The organism is Eudoraea chungangensis, from assembly GCF_029360665.1.
Taxonomy (GTDB): domain Bacteria; phylum Bacteroidota; class Bacteroidia; order Flavobacteriales; family Flavobacteriaceae; genus Eudoraea; species Eudoraea chungangensis.
The window spans coordinates 473,506-488,994 of the sequence record NZ_JARDUB010000001.1 but is presented as its reverse complement, the minus strand read 5'-3'; the positions used below and the strand labels follow the sequence as shown (position 1 = coordinate 488,994).

Here is a 15,489-nt window from a genome sequence, read left to right as displayed (position 1 = left end):
AAGGAAATCATGGAATAAAAGAAGTCTTGTGAGAATATCTCTAGTTGCTTCAGTTTTTTCAATAGGAATGGTAAGTCTGCTACCTTCTTGTTCTAAGGAAATGAAAGAAATCCCTTATGAAAAGTATTGTGAATTGAATATAGAGTCGAATATTTCAATGGTCGATTTTGGGAATTTATACCATGGGGAACCAATAGAAATCACTGAAGAACTGGTTATTGAAGGATTTGTAATTTCATCAGATAAACACGGGAATGTCTTTCGTTCATTATATGTTCAGGACCACCCTCATAGGCCAAAAATTGGAATCAAAGTTGATATAGACCTTCAAGATTCATATTTATTCTTTCCCAAAGGAAGTAAGGTCTTAATAAAGTTAAAAGGATTATATTTCGACAAACAAGGGGATTTATTTAAAATAGGAGGGGCCTTAAATTCCTTTGGTAATATAAACGTGGGTAGGCTACCGTCCTCTGTTCTTTTTAATCATGTGCTGTTAGATTGTGATAATGAGGTAAGGCTTATTGCTCAAAAAACAAATTTTTCGGAACTAGAGGATACTATGCTGGGTACTCTTATTAGCTTGGATGGTTTAGAGGTAATTAATGAAGAAAAGGAATTGCCTTATGCACTTTTAGAGGAAGAGACCATAAGAACATTATCAGACTGTGAAGGGAATACACTACAACTAATAAATAGCGGCTATTCTAAATTTTACAATTATTCTTTACCAAAAGGAAATGGAAGTATTACGGGAGTTTTAACAAAGAAGGGTAAAACATATCGTCTGATAGTACAGGATACCAGTGATATTAATTTTAAAAATGAAAGTTGTTTAAAAACTGAACCTCTGCAAAGCTCCAATAGCGTATTAATATCCGAAATTGCAGATCCTTATAACAACATAGCTGCACGTTTTATTGAATTATATAATCATGATTCTATAGATATTAATTTAGATGGATGGTTTTTAAGGCGATATACCAATGATAATCTGCAAATAAGTAAAGAAGTAGCATTAACAGGTTTGGTTATTGCCTCTCGAAAAGCGCTTGTTTTAACCTCCAATGCAGTAGAATTTTTAAATGTTTATGGAAAAATGGCAGATTTAGAAATAAGTGCAAACGGGCCTGCCGATTCGAATGGCGATGACAATTTTGAGTTAGTAGATCCTTTTGGAAAAGTTATCGACAGATTTGGCTTAGTTGGTGAAGATGGGTCCCAAACTAACCATGATTTTGAGAATGGCAAGGCCCTACGAAAAGTTGAAATAACACAAGCAAATTCGATATATGTCTTTGAAGAATGGGAGATTTATAACGACAATGACGTTCCATATACGAATAACGGCAGACTTTTCTCTCCAGAGGATTACAATCCTGGTAATCGCCATTAGAAATATTAAATAACCCAAAGTCTGCAGCTGTTTTTGCCTTAAGATTTTTGATTATACCAATAGTCTCTTCCAATTATGGAATAGTAATTAGCAATCTGAAATTCCTATTTCGACAATAATTATACAGGATTTTTGTTCGAACTAACCGTGGAATTTTGAAGATTGGAATATAGCCCTTGGGTATGCCCTATTTTTATTACCTTCATTGTGTTTTTTAATAAAGTTAATTTCTATGCGGGAAGAAAAGGAAAGCTTGTTTGCAGCAATTAGAACTGGCAATATAGCAGAAGTAAAAAAGTTATTAAAAGAGACGCCAATGCGTGTAAATATGCCGAACGATCGAGGTTTTACTCCTATCATCATGGCGGCCTATTTTGACCAATTAGAAATTGTTAGCTTTTTACTCGAGAATAACGCAGATATAGACTCAAAAGACACCTCCGGAAATACGGCCATTATGGGGAGCAGTTTTAAAGGTTATGAGGCCATTGTTCGAAAACTTATCGAAAAGGGTGCAGAGCTTAATTGTAGAAATAATATGGGAGCTACTGCATTAATTTATGCTGCTTCCTTTGGACATTTAGAAATTGCAAAGCTTTTATTGGCAGCTGGTGCAGATACTTCTATAAGAGATCAAAAGGGTTATACGGCTTACGAGAACGCTAAGTTAAAGGGAGCCCCTGCCTTAATTAATATTTTGAAGGAGGCCTAATATTTACCATATGGGAACAGATCTGAGACTTGCCTTAATACAAACCGAATTAGTTTGGGAAAAACCTGAAATAAATCGAAAAAATTTTAGCAGGCTTTTAAACGATTTGTCCGGGAAAGCAGATCTTGTTGTTTTGCCAGAAATGTTTACAACAGGTTTTACCATGAATCCGGATGGAATAAATAGTCAGGAAGGTGAACGAAGTCTGAGTTGGATGAAGGATCATGCACAAAAATTAAACGCAGCGGTAGTAGGAAGTATCCTGTACAGGGATAATAACGAATTCTATAATAGGTTGTTTTTTGTCTTTCCGGACCAAAGCTTTTTTACCTATGACAAAAAACACACATTTACGTATGCAGGTGAAAATGAACACTATTCTTCTGGAAAAGAAAGAGTTGTAATTTCATATAAGGGATTTAAAATTTGTCCTTTTATTTGTTACGACCTAAGATTTCCTGTTTGGTCTAGGTACAGAGGAGACTACGATGTTCTTCTCTATGTAGCAAATTGGCCCAAACCAAGAATTGAAGCATGGGATACTTTACTTAGAGCACGTGCCATTGAAAACATGTGTTATACCATTGGTGTTAACCGAATCGGAGAGGATACCAATGGGCATTTATATCCAGGGCATACAGGGCTTTATGACCCCCTAGGGAAAAAAGTTGCTTATTCTGAAGAAAAAGAAATAATTATCACTTCAATAAATCTTAAGTATTTGCAGGATACCAGAAATAGGTTTCGCTTTTTGGAAGATCGAGATGGATTTAATTTTTGTTAATGCTAAAGGTTTGCTCTAGTTCCCAGTTAGCTCTAACTTCAATTTGGAGGGGATAATAAGCTACTCTCTCTGGTTGCTTTTTCAGAAGATAACTCCCGGTGTCCCATTTTTTATTAGCGTTATTATCGAAAATTACCCTAACATAATATTGATCGGGTTTTATGGTATTAAATTCAACTAAATTCCCTTCCGTTAAGTAAACTTCACGATACAACTTACCATCTTTATCTGTTAATTGTATTAGCATGGGATAACTTACATCTCCTTCTAAGTTGAGTCGAAGATTACCAAAGTCTGCTAGGCCACCAGTACTTAAACGATAGGCTATGGTATCATTAGTGTTGCCAAAAATATCCTTAACAATATTAGGGTATAATTCTAGGGAGTAGGTTTCATTGGGCTCTTTCGCAAAGTCAAAATCTATCTTGTTCATAAGACTGTCTAAAGATATACTGTAGGGTATATTTACACTGTCTTTATTAAAGAAAACTATCTTGCTAGAATCTACTGCCTTTATTGGAATACTAGAGGTAATCGAAAAATCATCCTGAAAGTTCAATTCCCGCCGATGACTAGGGTAGAGCATTAGCGAATCAGAAAGAAGTTTTCTAGTTTTTACGGTAAAGGTGTCTCTAACATTCTCTTGTTCATTGTATACCTCAAAAATAAGGGAATCTACTTCAAAAGGAGTAAACCAAAAATTCAGGGTGTCCTTTTCCGGAACTTTAGCAACTAAGGTTTCAATACTATCGGGAATACTACTCAAGGGGGTAATAGTAAGTTTTTCCTCTTCCCCGTAATATCCAAATATTATTTTGTTTGCAGCGGCATAGGTTGGTGGTGGTACACTATAGTTTGGAATTTCTTTAAACAGATTTAAAAGATAAACGGTATCCGCAGGCAGGACAACGGTATCTTGTATAAAGCCTATCTTATCTTCTGTCTGATCGAAAATATTGTTTTTGCCATTATCTTTTATAGCAATCATCGCATAACGCCCTTCTTTTAAATACCTCAAGGTGAAAATATTGGTGCTATCTAGAGTATTTGTAATATAATTAGGAGGCCTTTTATAAACAGTAGAATCGGTATACGTTGTATCTATCTCATAAAGTAAAATACTTACAAAGTCGTCCGCCTCTCGATTAAAGGCATCCTTTACAACACCGGATACGCTAAGAGAATCTATATAAGAACCAGTGGAAAAAACATAGGTCAAAAATCTGTTTGGATTCCCTTCGTTATTGTCAACAATGCTCTGGCCAAAATTTATCGTATAAGTAGTATTTTCCTCCAAAGTGTCTTTAATTTGAATCTCAATGACCTTGCTTGCCACACCTTGTGGTGAAATCTGTGGGTTATATTTTAATGGAGGCGAAACAATGAGTTGGTTTTGAACGTCTTCAAGCCTGACATATTCATCAAAGTACAATCGGATTTTTTTATCCTTGAAATCGGTAGATAAGTTTAGCGGTTCTGTTTTAATCAATACTGGCGGTGTTATATCTTTAGGCCCCCCTGAAGGGGTACCACGCCTTGCGCACTGAAGAAAAACGAAAATAGCTAATACAAGAAAAAGTAGGGATAATACCCGCCTTATTATTGTCATCTGGTCATAATATTTGGTAAAGAAACAACTAATTTCAAGAATTCTGAAATTATGGAACCACTGCCATTGTTAATATATAAATTTTAATGTTTTTTACTTTATCAAGTGCTTTTGCACAAGCCTCAATTGTGGCACCTGTGGTAATTACATCATCAACAAGTAATACACTTTTATTAGAAAGCACCTCTTTGTCTATTATTTTATAAAGATCAGAGGTATACTTTGATCTGAAAAACCGCCCCTTTTTTGTCTGTGTTTTTGTATTGGCTGTTTTTACCAAGCAAGTACTTAGAAATCGGCTTTGTAAGGATTGTGCTATTCTTTTTCCAAAGGAATCTACTTGGTTGTACCCTCTTTTTTTTAGCTTACTTCTGTGTAGCGGCACCGGGATAACATAATCAATATTTTGTAACTGTTTGGTCTGTTGTAATATTTGACCGTACCAAGTGCCTAAAAAGTCCCCGATAACAGGCTGATTATTATACTTCAAATGATGTATGATGTTTTTTGTAATTCCTTTTTCCATGTAAAACAGAAACGAAGAGGCCTTTTTAATATCGATTCTGCCATAAAAAATCCGATCAACTGCATTTTCTACCACATAATCGTAGTCGGTAAGGGGTATTTGGTTTCGACAAAATGCACAAAGATGCTGCTCTCCTCGATATAATCGAGCATTACATCCAAAACACAGCCGTGGCAGGAGCACAGCATTGATATCATTTACTATATTTGATAGCTTAGAGAAATTCAAATCTTGTATAAACTTAATAGTAATTACTTAGCCTTTTTGAATGACTATTCAAGATAATAAATTCAACTATAAAATAATACTAGCCGCCTTAGTTGCGGTTATTTTTGGTATACTTATTGCCTTTTATTACAGTCATGTACAATCTCAGTCTCAAATAACTTATTTAGAGGAAGAAAAAGGCCTATTAGTAAAAGATTTGACTATCATGAAAGCTGAGGTAGACAGACTGTCTGCTCTTAATGAAGTAAATGAGATTGACCTTCAAGATTCTCGCTTTAGAATACAGGAATTACTCGATTCGGTTGGTCGCTTAAACTTTACAGTTACTAAGTTAAAACAGTACAAAAGGGAATTGCGGATATTGGAGGCTAAAAATGATAGCCTTGTTCTCAGCAATAATTACTTGAAGTATAATAATATGCTTCTTTCCGAAAAATATGAAGATACTAGAAAAATCATAGATGATCTAAGAGGTAAAAGTAGCTCCTTAGAGGAAACGGAGGCTTTGCTGCGAGCCAAAAACAAGGAATTGCAAAAAGAATTGAGAATCAAGAGCTATCTAAAACTAGAGCATTCGGAAGGTAGTGGATTTAGAATTAGAAACAGTAAGCCAATAAAAACCACTAAGGCTTCAATTATTGAAAAGGTCAGAGGATGTGTAACCATATTGGCAGACCCAAGTTGTAAAGACCAAGAGAAGGTACTTTATTTACAGTTCTTAGATCCAAATATGATGGTAATTGAAGACAATGCAAATATCATCTCAGTTAACGGTAATACCTATAGTAAACGAGTTGAATTGATCTGTACAGGAGAAGAATTTAGCGTTTGCGATTTTATAACAATACCTAAAGGTTCACTGTTGCCAGGCAGATATACCCTAAATGTTTTTGAAGATGAAAAACTATTGTCTTCGGCAGAGTTTAATCTCAAATAGAACTTCGGACTATCTTATTATTTTATTTCAACTTCGGTAATTAATAAATACTAGAATATCCTATTTTTGCCAAATGACAAATAAGGAAGATATCTTCAAAAAAGTGATCTCCCATGCCAAAGAATATGGTTATGTGGTGCAATCTAGTGAAATCTATGACGGGCTAGGAGCGGTTTATGATTATACACAAAATGGAGCCGAATTAAAGAAAAATATAAAGGATTATTGGTGGAAAGCAATGGTGCAATTACACGAGAATATAGTGGGAATAGACTCTGCTATTTTTATGCATCCCACCATCTGGAAGGCCTCCGGACACGTCGATGCATTTAATGATCCATTAATTGATAATAAGGACTCGAAGAAAAGATATAGAGCAGATGTACTCGTGGAGGATTATGTGGGGAAATTAGACGCAAAAATTGAGAAGGAAGTTGCGAAGGCCAGTAAACGATTTGGCGATTCGTTCGATGAAGATCAATTCCTCGCAACCAATCAGAGAGTCTTAGGCTATAAAGAAAAAGGACAAAGTATATTAAAGAGATTAGGAAAATCTTTAGAAAACGAAGATTTGGCTGATGTAAAAGCCTTAATTGAAGAGTTGGAAATTGCCTGCCCCTTATCCGGTTCAAAAAACTGGACCGATGTTAAACAGTTTAATCTAATGTTTGGGACTAAACTAGGTGCTTCTGCAGAACATTCAACCGACTTGTATTTGAGACCGGAAACCGCACAGGGAATTTTTGTAAACTTTCTTAATGTTCAAAAATCAGGACGCCTTAAAATACCTTTTGGGATTGCCCAAATAGGAAAGGCATTCCGAAACGAAATTGTAGCCCGACAATTTATTTTTAGAATGAGAGAGTTTGAACAAATGGAAATGCAATTTTTTATCACACCTGGGACACAAAAAGAATGGTATGAGCGATGGAAAGAGATGCGCATGAAATGGCATTTATCTTTGGGGATGGGGCAAGAAAATTATAGGTTTCATGATCATGAAAAATTGGCTCATTACGCAGATGCGGCATCAGACATAGAGTTTAGGTTTCCCTTTGGATTTAAAGAGTTAGAAGGTATTCATTCCAGAACAGATTTTGATTTAAGCAGTCATGAAGAATATTCTGGGAAGAAGCTTCAATATTTTGATCCAGCACTAAACAAAAGCTATGTACCCTATGTTGTAGAAACATCTATTGGGGTCGATAGGATGTTTTTAGCAGTACTCTCTAATGCTTATCAGGAAGAAGAACTGGAAAATGGTACTACGAGAACGGTATTAAAAATACCGGCTGTTTTAGCACCAAATAAAGCGGCAGTGTTACCATTAGTAAAAAAGGATGGGCTTCCAGAACTAGCCCATAAAATCATGGCTATTCTTAAATGGGATTATAACGTAGTCTATGATGAGAAAGATGCAATAGGGCGACGATATAGAAGGCAAGATGCCTTAGGGACCCCATTTTGCATAACCGTGGACCACGATTCTCTGACCGATAATTCGGTGACCATTAGATATCGGGACTCAATGGAACAAAAAAGAGTGCCAATAGACCTGCTTAATGAAACTATAAAAGATGCTGTTGACAGCAAAAACTGGCTTAAAGCATTAGCAGAATAGAATTCTCAGCTTAAAAATTATAAGACAGACCCAAACTTGAATAATAGTTGCGATCATTACCAGGGTAGTAGTATCTGGGTTCTGCACCGCCAAAAGAATTGGCATTAATTAAAACGGATTGAGCGTAATTAATATTAAAAATATTGTTTACGCCAAAGTCTACAGAAAAAGATAATTTCTCCGATATTTTATTTTTATAGCCTAGTCTTGTATTTACTAAATTATATGGTTCGCTATACAAGGTATTGGCGTCGGTTAAAGGGATTCCGTCTACGTACTGATACGTAGTATTCCAATAAAAGTGGTCTGTATACTCTAGTCTTAAACCAGCATTGACTCTGTTTTTAGGTACGCCTGTAAGTGGGTTGCCTGAAAAATCAGTATCCTCATCAATAATGTATTCTACAAAGCTATGATCCGAATAGGTATAGCTAAGAAAAGGCATAAGCTTTAAAGATTGTGATACATCGAAAGTATAGTTAGCATCTAGTTCTATCCCCTGATGTTTTGTCTTACCAGCATTGCGCCCAATGAATTGGTCTTCGCCAACTCTTTCTGCAACCAATAGGTCTTGAATATTCATTCGAAAAAGACTAAGATTTAACCATAATTTAGACCTAAATAGAAATAATTTGGTACCAATTTCATAATTCAGACCTTTTTCCTGTTCTATATCGGGATTTATCAGGCCATCTGGAGTAAGAGTTTCTTCTAAACTTGGATTTGAAAACCCCCTACTAACATTCCCGTAGATAGAACTACCATTACCAAGTTCGTAAGTTAAATCGAGGCTTGGGAGAAATAATACATTAAAATCTCGCTCTGCCGATTTGTTTAGGTCCCCGATATTAAAATTATCATTAAAATCGTAGTGTGTTTTATTTATATTGAACCCTAGTTGTACTTTAAATTTGGTGGATAACGGCATCATAAGGGAGGCAAAGGCATTAAACTGTCTTCTAAATTCTTTATTGTCACTAAGCTGTGAGCCTTGTAAACTTCCATTACCATTATTATCCCTATATAGATTTTCAAAAGTTTTCCAATTGTATTCATCCTTGTAGAGCTCTCCGCCGAATAGGTAAGTTGCCTTCTTTTCATTGAAAAAAAATGTTCCTAAGAATTGAGTTCTAAAGCCATATCCGTTGGTAATTTCATCTAAAATATTAAAGGGTCTGGCTTCGTATTTGTCTAGATAGGTATAAAATAAACTAGTGGTGTTCTCAAGCTTTGGGGTAAATTTATTGGAATATGAAACTCCAAAAAGACTGTATTTATTTGCTTCAAAGCCTTGGGCTTCCTTCCAGTTGGATGCCGCTTGTTTAGGATTTTCCGTAAAATCTGTTATACCTAAAGAACTTGGTATTTGAGCGGTATAGTCAATGTAATTAATTAAAAAATTCAATTTGCTTTTATTGTCTAGGTGAAAGGTAGAAGAGAGTAAAACCCCATCTCTTTCAAATCGATTATTCTCTCTATAGCCATCGGTATCCAAATGATTATAACGCAATTGTAAATCCATTTTTTCTTCACTATGCCTGAAGCTCAGATTGTCTTTAAGCATTCCATAAGAACCAACTGTTAAATTGTTGTCTAAAATGGTTTCATTTAATCCGGCATTTCCCTTAGAATCCAATAAAATAGCTCCGCCCAGATTGGATCCATATGGAATTCCTTTGGGACCTTTAATTACTTCAATTGACCCTAAATTTTCTAAATCATAAGCTTCTATCGTAGAAAAACCTGTTCCATTGGTTACAGGTATGCCCATAAAATATAGACGTAACTTGTCCGTTCCAAAAGGAGTTCTGGCACCTACCCCTCTAATTGTAATTCTATTGGTGTTAAGAGCTCCGGATAACAAGTAGACTCCGGAAACTTGATTAATAGATGAGGCTAAATCAATTGGACTGTGATTTTGAAAAGCTTTTTCCCGGATGATAGTAGATGGAATAATACCCAATACTTTATTAGCCTTTACGGGATTGTAAATTATTACCTCATTTAGATAGGTGACAGAATCTGTTGGATTGCCCTGCCCATTTACAAAAAAAGAATAACAGATGCTTAGAAGGAAAACGACGGTAAGTCTCATGCAATAAAATTCCGTCCAAAAATAATCATATTTGGATTACTAAAATAAAATGTTTTGCAAAAGGGGGGAGGTTCAATTTATTAAGCATAAAACATTTACTATTTTTGATGAAAACTGACATTCTTGAAAATAATCTCATATAACGTTAATGGTATTCGTGCAGCGATCAAAAAAGGATTTTTGGAATGGCTTACTATCGTGGATCCAGATGTAGTTTGTTTACAAGAAATCAAGGCACAAAAAGAACAATTAGACCTTTCTCTTTTTGAAGAAATAGGATTTCCTTATCACTATTGGTACAGCGCTCAAAAAAAAGGCTATAGCGGGGTGGCAATCTTATCAAAGAAAGAACCACAGCATATAGAGTTTGGCACCGGGATTTCTTATATGGACTTTGAAGGAAGAAATCTAAGAATAGATTTCAAAGATATTTCCGTCATGAGTATGTATTTGCCTTCTGGGACTAATTTAGCAAGGCTCGATTTTAAGCTGCAGTATATGGCAGATTTACGGGAGTATATAGATCACTTAAGAGAGACAAGACCCAATTTAGTGATTTGTGGAGATTATAATATTTGTCATACTTCAATAGATATTCACGATCCGGTAAGAAATAAAAATGTTTCGGGATTCCTTCCTGTCGAGAGACAATGGATAGGCGATTTTATGGAGAGTGGCTTTATTGACAGTTTTAGATATTTTAATGGTGAACCACATCAGTATACGTGGTGGAGTTATAGGGCAAATTCAAGAAATAATAATAAGGGGTGGCGATTAGACTACGCCTTGGTAAGTACTACCTTAGAAAAAAAGTTAGTCCGATCCGCAATCCTTTCGGAAGCAAAACACAGTGACCATTGTCCAATTTTGGTAGAAATAGAGCCCTAGAAAAAATGTAAAAGCAAATTAAATAGAGCATATAAATGATATATTCAAAGTTGCCGCATACCGAGTTAGAAGTAAGTAAAATATGCTTGGGTACTATGACCTGGGGTAGACAAAATACAGAGCAAGAGGGTCATTTACAAATGGACTATGCTTTAGATCAAGGGGTTAATTTTTTTGATACGGCAGAATTGTATCCAATACCTCCTCATCCAGATAGATTTGCTGTCACGGAAAAAATTATTGGGTCATGGTTTAAAAAAACGGGAAATAGAGAAAAGATCGTTCTCGCTTCTAAAATAGCTGGAAAGGCAGATTTCGCCAAGTTTATCAGAACTACTGGTTTTAGAAAAGAATCTTTAATTGAAGCTGTTGAAGGGAGTTTGAAAAGACTTCAAACAGACTATATTGACTTGTACCAATTACACTGGCCCGAGCGTTCTACCAATTTTTTTGGAGTAAGGGGGTATACACACGACCTCTCTGATTTTTGGAAGGACAATATTCATCAGGTACTGGAAGCATTAAGAGATTTAGTAGAAGAAGGTAAAATAAGACATGTAGGATTATCTAATGAGACGCCTTGGGGCACCATGAGATTTTTAGAAGAAAGTAAGGTGCATAAGAGTTTACCCCGAATGATTACTATTCAAAATCCATATAGCTTATTAAATCGACTTTTTGAAGTAGGTCTTTCGGAAATTGCAATACGAGAAAAAATAGGTTTATTGGCATATTCACCATTAGGATTTGGTGTCTTAAGCGGAAAGTATTTGGGAGGTTTAAAACCGGCAAATGGTCGAATTACACTCTTTCCTAATTATAAACGATACAGCAGTGTAAACGCAAAGAAAGCCACGCAAATGTATTTTGACTTAGCCCAGGAAAACCAAATGTCACTGACTCAAATGGCCTTGGCTTTTGTTAATTCTAGGCCTTTTTTAAGCAGTAATATTATTGGTGCAACAAACATGGAACAGCTAAAAGAAAATATTGGTAGTATTCAAATAGAATTAGGGGAAGATCTTCTAGGAGAAATTAATAAAATACATGAGCTTTTTCCAAACCCTGCACCATAGTGAACACAATTAGATTACTAAAAACTAAAACAGTTTGGCGATAACTTCTTCGATTTTCGATAAAAGAACAACTTTGATCTTACTATTTTTAAGGGATATCTTGTTGTTTTTTGAAATATAAATTTCTGAGAAGCCCAACTTTTCTGCTTCGAGAATTCTTTGTTCAACTCTTTGTACAGGTCGCAATTCACCGGCAAGGCCTATTTCAGCAGCAAAGCATATATCTTTTTCTATTGAAATATCCGCATTACTAGATAATATGGCTGCTATTACGGCCAAATCTATGGCAGGATCATCTACGGAGATTCCGCCGGTAATATTTAGGAAAACATCTTTCGCGGCTAACTTAAAGCCGGCCCTTTTCTCGAGAACAGCAAGTAGCATATTGAGTCTTTTGGCATGATATCCGGTAGTTGATCTCTGGGGGGTGCCATAGACCGCCGTACTAACAAGAGCCTGTATTTCAATCATTAGAGGTCTCATTCCTTCAAGAGTTGAAGCTACAGCTGTTCCACTTAAACTTGTGTCGTTCTTAGACAAAAGTAGCTCTGACGGGTTATTCACTTCTCTAAGACCATCACCCTGCATTTCAAATATTCCTAGCTCAGAGGTAGATCCAAATCTATTTTTTAAAGACCTTAGGATTCTATAAACGTAGTTTCTGTCTCCTTCAAATTGCAGTACCGTATCTACCATATGCTCCAAAATTTTTGGGCCTGCAATATTTCCTTCTTTGGTAATATGTCCTATTAGGAGTATTGGGGTATTTGTTGCTTTGGCAAACTGAATTAATTCTGCAGTACATTCTCGTATTTGTGAAATACTACCTGCAGAGGATTCTATATAATCCGAATGAAGCGTCTGTATGGAATCAATTACCAAAAAATCGGGTGCTATTTCCTTAATTTGTTTAAAGATGTTTTGCGTCTTAGTTTCTGTAAGAATATAGCATGTCTTGTTATTTGGAAAAATACGCTCGGCCCGCATTTTAATTTGCTTTTCACTTTCTTCCCCAGAAACATACAGAGTCCGTAAATTGAGGTGAAGCGCAATTTGGAGTACTAAAGTACTTTTGCCAATACCAGGTTCCCCACCCAAAAGGATTACAGAGCCAGGAACCAATCCTCCTCCAAGCACCCTATTAAATTCAATATTGCCAATGTTTAAACGATACTCTTTTGAGGTACTAATATCACTAAGAAGAACAGGCTTGGCAATTTGAGTTGAGGATGCAGATTCTATCTTCCATGCCGCTTTCTCATCTTTTTGAATTACTTCTTCAACTACCGTATTCCATTCTTTGCATGCACTACATTGCCCCACCCACTTAGCGTATTGTGTTCCGCAATTTTGACAAAAAAAAGTAGTTTTTGATTTAGCCATGCCACTAGAAGTTGGAAGTGGCTAAAGATATTGTGCAGGAGTGTAAAAACAAAAATTTGCCCGGATAATACCGCAGAAATAATTTCTTTGGTTTTTAGAATCCAAAGTCGGCCTTAAGGGCATCCATTTTTTCCAAGGCCATTTCTTTCGTTAGAAAGTCTATCTCCTTCATGCCAAATGCCTTTTCAAAGGTGCGCAATGCTTTCTTACCTTCTCCTAATTCTTCATAATACTCTCCTTCAAAGTAAAACCCAAGCATAGTCTCAGGGTATTCTTCTTTACAAAGATCAGAAAGAGGTTTTAAAGATTCATAATCATCTTTTTTTCTACAGGCAGCGTATATGGCCATGATGTCATTTAATTCTACCTCCTTTCGAAATCCAAAGAGATCTTCTATAGCGTTGTACTTGTCTTCTAAATATTTAAAAGCGGGTTCATCGGAAGTGAGTATTTTCTCTTTGTATTCTTTAGGGCTTATAGGTTGAAATATCCCAAACATATTTCCCCATGATTTGCCAATGCCATAGGTTGCAACGGAAACATCATTGGCAGACGGGAATTCGTCAAAATGATAGGTTAAACCTTTTTTGTCTAGGGATTTTATGTTTTTATTCATTGCCAGAATTTCTTCTCGGCTATCGTCCTTATCACCTCCTACAATCAGATGATAGAAAAGTTGTTGATCGATATCGTTTAGTCTGGCTGGCACTCTAGTTTCCATATCTGTTGCCAGATAGGGCGAAATACTTATAAAAGCATGAAATAAGGATTTTTCCTTAAACAAAAAGTAATTCCCAAAATTAGCCGTTATATCATAACCGATAAAAATATTAAAGGGGGCTGTATTGTAAGTTGTTTTAAGATATGGCATAAGTTCCATGCCCAAGAATTCATAAAAGGCTTTCCCCTTTTCTGACGGAAGACCTGAGTTTTCTTCGAAGGCACAATCTTCCCATCTCAAATCATTTTTGCCCTGGTAAACTCCTACTATTATGGTTTCTGGTGTCCCTTGAAATTCGCTATAAAACTTTGAAGTAGCTACTACCTGATCAAACAAATATTCAGCATCCAAGACAACAACAAGAGGGTATTTTTTATCAGGATTATAATCCTCCGGGATATAATATTTTACATCTCTTCTCTCTTGTAATTTAAAAGATTCAAAAATTTCCTGAGTAATTTGCCCGTTTACGCCAAGGATACAAAAAAGACAAAATAATAGAATTGAAAAACGCTTCATAGTTAAAGATTAGGAAATAGATACAACTACTTATTCCTGTTCAATAACGGCAACAATAGGAAAGATATTGCACCAAAAACTACTACCATAATAGTCTGAGCTATCCACATAATCCAACCGAAGGCATTTCCCGCAGCTGCACTTATGCCATAAATAGATAAAGACTTACTTACGGCGATTGGATACAGTCCAATTCCACCATTTGTTGTCGACATGGCAAAAGCTCCCGCTACGAAAGCTACCAGAATCTCACCAAAGCTCAGTTCAATTGTTTCCGGCACGGTATACTTAACAACCCAAAACATAAGTACGTAGGCTAGCCAAATAAAAAGGGTATGCAGAATAAACGCAATTTTATGCTTCATCTTAAAAATACTCAGAATTCCATCTAGCAGGCCTTTGAGAAACCCTTTCATTTTTAAGGCAAGTTTAGTATTAGACTGCCTTAGCACCATGATAGATAGGAAAAGTCCCAGAAAACCGATTATCAAAAAAACTATGGTAGTTCCTAAACCAAATCCTTTTTGCTCAAGGAAGCTAAGAATGATATCCGTTTGAGAGATTAGAGCGATGAAGATTATCAAAAGGAGCATTATTAAATCAATAACTCTTTCTGTTACAATGGTGCCAAACCCTTTTTGAAATGGAACATTTTCATAAGTGCTCAGAGCCGTTGCCCGGAGTATTTCCCCGGACCTGGGAATCCCAAGATTGGCAAAATAGGCCATTAGAATAATAAAGATATTGTTGCTTATTTTAGGGGAGTAACCTAAAGGTTCAAGCAGGTAATTCCATCGAATGGCTCTTGAAATATGACTAAAAATACCTATTAATATTGAAATGCCTACCCAAAGCAGATCTACCTCGGTGATATATGTAAGTATTTGCTTTCTGTCTTCTGGAGAGGTATTGTAATAGGAATACCAAACTAAAAAAACTCCCAAACCAATTGGAATTAGTGTTTTTAATAGTTTGCGAAAATTTAGATTCAAAT

13 protein-coding genes are annotated in these 15,489 nt (G+C 35.8%); 7 read left to right on the top strand and 6 right to left on the bottom strand.

Going from position 1 to position 15,489, the window contains the following annotated elements; genetic code table 11:
- Window positions 1-28: 28 nt before the first annotated feature.
- The 3 genes from PXG98_RS02165 (at window position 29) to PXG98_RS02155 (ending at window position 2,892) form a co-directional block, all read left to right on the top strand.
- A complete protein-coding gene (locus tag PXG98_RS02165; RefSeq protein WP_276388758.1) occupies window positions 29-1,396 on the top strand; it encodes a DUF5689 domain-containing protein in 1,368 nt (455 codons plus the stop codon).
- A 232-nt stretch (window positions 1,397-1,628) separates the two neighbouring features.
- Window positions 1,629-2,108 carry an ankyrin repeat domain-containing protein gene (locus PXG98_RS02160; protein ID WP_276388757.1) on the top strand — a complete coding sequence of 160 codons (480 nt, stop codon included), beginning with the start codon at window positions 1,629-1,631 and terminating at the stop codon, window positions 2,106-2,108.
- A 10-nt stretch (window positions 2,109-2,118) separates the two neighbouring features.
- The gene (locus PXG98_RS02155; RefSeq protein ID WP_276388756.1) at window positions 2,119-2,892 is read left to right on the top strand and encodes an amidohydrolase; all 774 of its coding nucleotides are present in this window, start codon (window positions 2,119-2,121) and stop codon (window positions 2,890-2,892) included.
- On the opposite strand, the gene PXG98_RS02150 is transcribed toward PXG98_RS02155, so the two are convergent.
- Window positions 2,879-4,501, bottom strand: coding sequence for an Ig-like domain-containing domain (locus PXG98_RS02150; protein ID WP_276388755.1), 1,623 nt, complete (start codon window positions 4,499-4,501; stop codon window positions 2,879-2,881). The genes PXG98_RS02155 and PXG98_RS02150 overlap by 14 nt on opposite strands.
- A gap of 49 nt (window positions 4,502-4,550) precedes the next feature.
- A complete protein-coding gene (locus tag PXG98_RS02145; RefSeq protein WP_276388754.1) occupies window positions 4,551-5,255 on the bottom strand; it encodes a ComF family protein in 705 nt (234 codons plus the stop codon).
- Between the two features lie 40 nt (window positions 5,256-5,295).
- On the opposite strand from PXG98_RS02145, the gene PXG98_RS02140 reads away from it, so the two are divergent.
- Both PXG98_RS02140 and PXG98_RS02135 read left to right on the top strand, forming a co-directional pair.
- A complete protein-coding gene (locus PXG98_RS02140) occupies window positions 5,296-6,192 on the top strand; it encodes a hypothetical protein (RefSeq protein WP_276388753.1) in 897 nt (298 codons plus the stop codon).
- 73 nt (window positions 6,193-6,265) lie between these two features.
- Window positions 6,266-7,813: a glycine--tRNA ligase gene (locus PXG98_RS02135; RefSeq protein ID WP_276388752.1), complete on the top strand. Its 1,548-nt coding sequence runs from the start codon at window positions 6,266-6,268 to the stop codon at window positions 7,811-7,813.
- 10 nt (window positions 7,814-7,823) lie between these two features.
- On the opposite strand, the gene PXG98_RS02130 is transcribed toward PXG98_RS02135, so the two are convergent.
- Entirely contained in the window at window positions 7,824-9,908 is a 2,085-nt protein-coding gene (locus PXG98_RS02130; RefSeq protein ID WP_276388751.1) for a TonB-dependent receptor family protein, read from the bottom strand.
- A 123-nt stretch (window positions 9,909-10,031) separates the two neighbouring features.
- Here PXG98_RS02130 and PXG98_RS02125 point away from each other — a divergent pair, with 123 nt between their 5' ends.
- Window positions 10,032-10,796 carry an exodeoxyribonuclease III gene (locus PXG98_RS02125; protein WP_276388750.1) on the top strand — a complete coding sequence of 255 codons (765 nt, stop codon included), beginning with the start codon at window positions 10,032-10,034 and terminating at the stop codon, window positions 10,794-10,796.
- 35 nt (window positions 10,797-10,831) lie between these two features.
- Complete coding sequence (locus PXG98_RS02120) at window positions 10,832-11,872, top strand: aldo/keto reductase (protein ID WP_276388749.1); 1,041 nt, start codon at window positions 10,832-10,834, stop codon at window positions 11,870-11,872.
- 24 nt (window positions 11,873-11,896) lie between these two features.
- On the opposite strand, the gene radA is transcribed toward PXG98_RS02120, so the two are convergent.
- The 3 genes from radA to PXG98_RS02105 all read right to left on the bottom strand — a co-directional run bounded on the left by radA (window position 11,897) and on the right by PXG98_RS02105 (window position 15,487).
- Window positions 11,897-13,255, bottom strand: a complete 1,359-nt coding sequence (gene radA / locus PXG98_RS02115) for a DNA repair protein RadA (protein ID WP_276388748.1) — start codon at window positions 13,253-13,255, stop codon at window positions 11,897-11,899.
- Between the two features lie 94 nt (window positions 13,256-13,349).
- Entirely contained in the window at window positions 13,350-14,495 is a 1,146-nt protein-coding gene (locus PXG98_RS02110) for an alpha/beta hydrolase (RefSeq protein WP_276388747.1), read from the bottom strand.
- Between the two features lie 26 nt (window positions 14,496-14,521).
- Window positions 14,522-15,487 (bottom strand): lysylphosphatidylglycerol synthase transmembrane domain-containing protein, encoded by a 966-nt coding sequence (locus PXG98_RS02105; RefSeq protein WP_276388746.1) that lies wholly within the window; start codon window positions 15,485-15,487, stop codon window positions 14,522-14,524.
- Window positions 15,488-15,489: the final 2 nt, after the last annotated feature.

What these genes read in the sequence shown, in the direction of transcription:
- PXG98_RS02150 (WP_276388755.1), bottom strand. Translation starts at nt 4,501, where the DNA reads ATGACAATAATAAGGCGGGTATTATCCCTACTTTTTCTTGTATTAGCT.
- PXG98_RS02140 (WP_276388753.1), top strand. Translation starts at nt 5,296, where the DNA reads ATGACTATTCAAGATAATAAATTCAACTATAAAATAATACTAGCCGCC.
- PXG98_RS02120 (WP_276388749.1), top strand. Translation starts at nt 10,832, where the DNA reads ATGATATATTCAAAGTTGCCGCATACCGAGTTAGAAGTAAGTAAAATA.
- PXG98_RS02155 (WP_276388756.1), top strand. Translation starts at nt 2,119, where the DNA reads ATGGGAACAGATCTGAGACTTGCCTTAATACAAACCGAATTAGTTTGG.
- PXG98_RS02110 (WP_276388747.1), bottom strand. Translation starts at nt 14,495, where the DNA reads ATGAAGCGTTTTTCAATTCTATTATTTTGTCTTTTTTGTATCCTTGGC.
- PXG98_RS02130 (WP_276388751.1), bottom strand. Translation starts at nt 9,908, where the DNA reads ATGAGACTTACCGTCGTTTTCCTTCTAAGCATCTGTTATTCTTTTTTT.
- PXG98_RS02135 (WP_276388752.1), top strand. Translation starts at nt 6,266, where the DNA reads ATGACAAATAAGGAAGATATCTTCAAAAAAGTGATCTCCCATGCCAAA.
- PXG98_RS02160 (WP_276388757.1), top strand. Translation starts at nt 1,629, where the DNA reads ATGCGGGAAGAAAAGGAAAGCTTGTTTGCAGCAATTAGAACTGGCAAT.
- radA (WP_276388748.1), bottom strand. Translation starts at nt 13,255, where the DNA reads ATGGCTAAATCAAAAACTACTTTTTTTTGTCAAAATTGCGGAACACAA.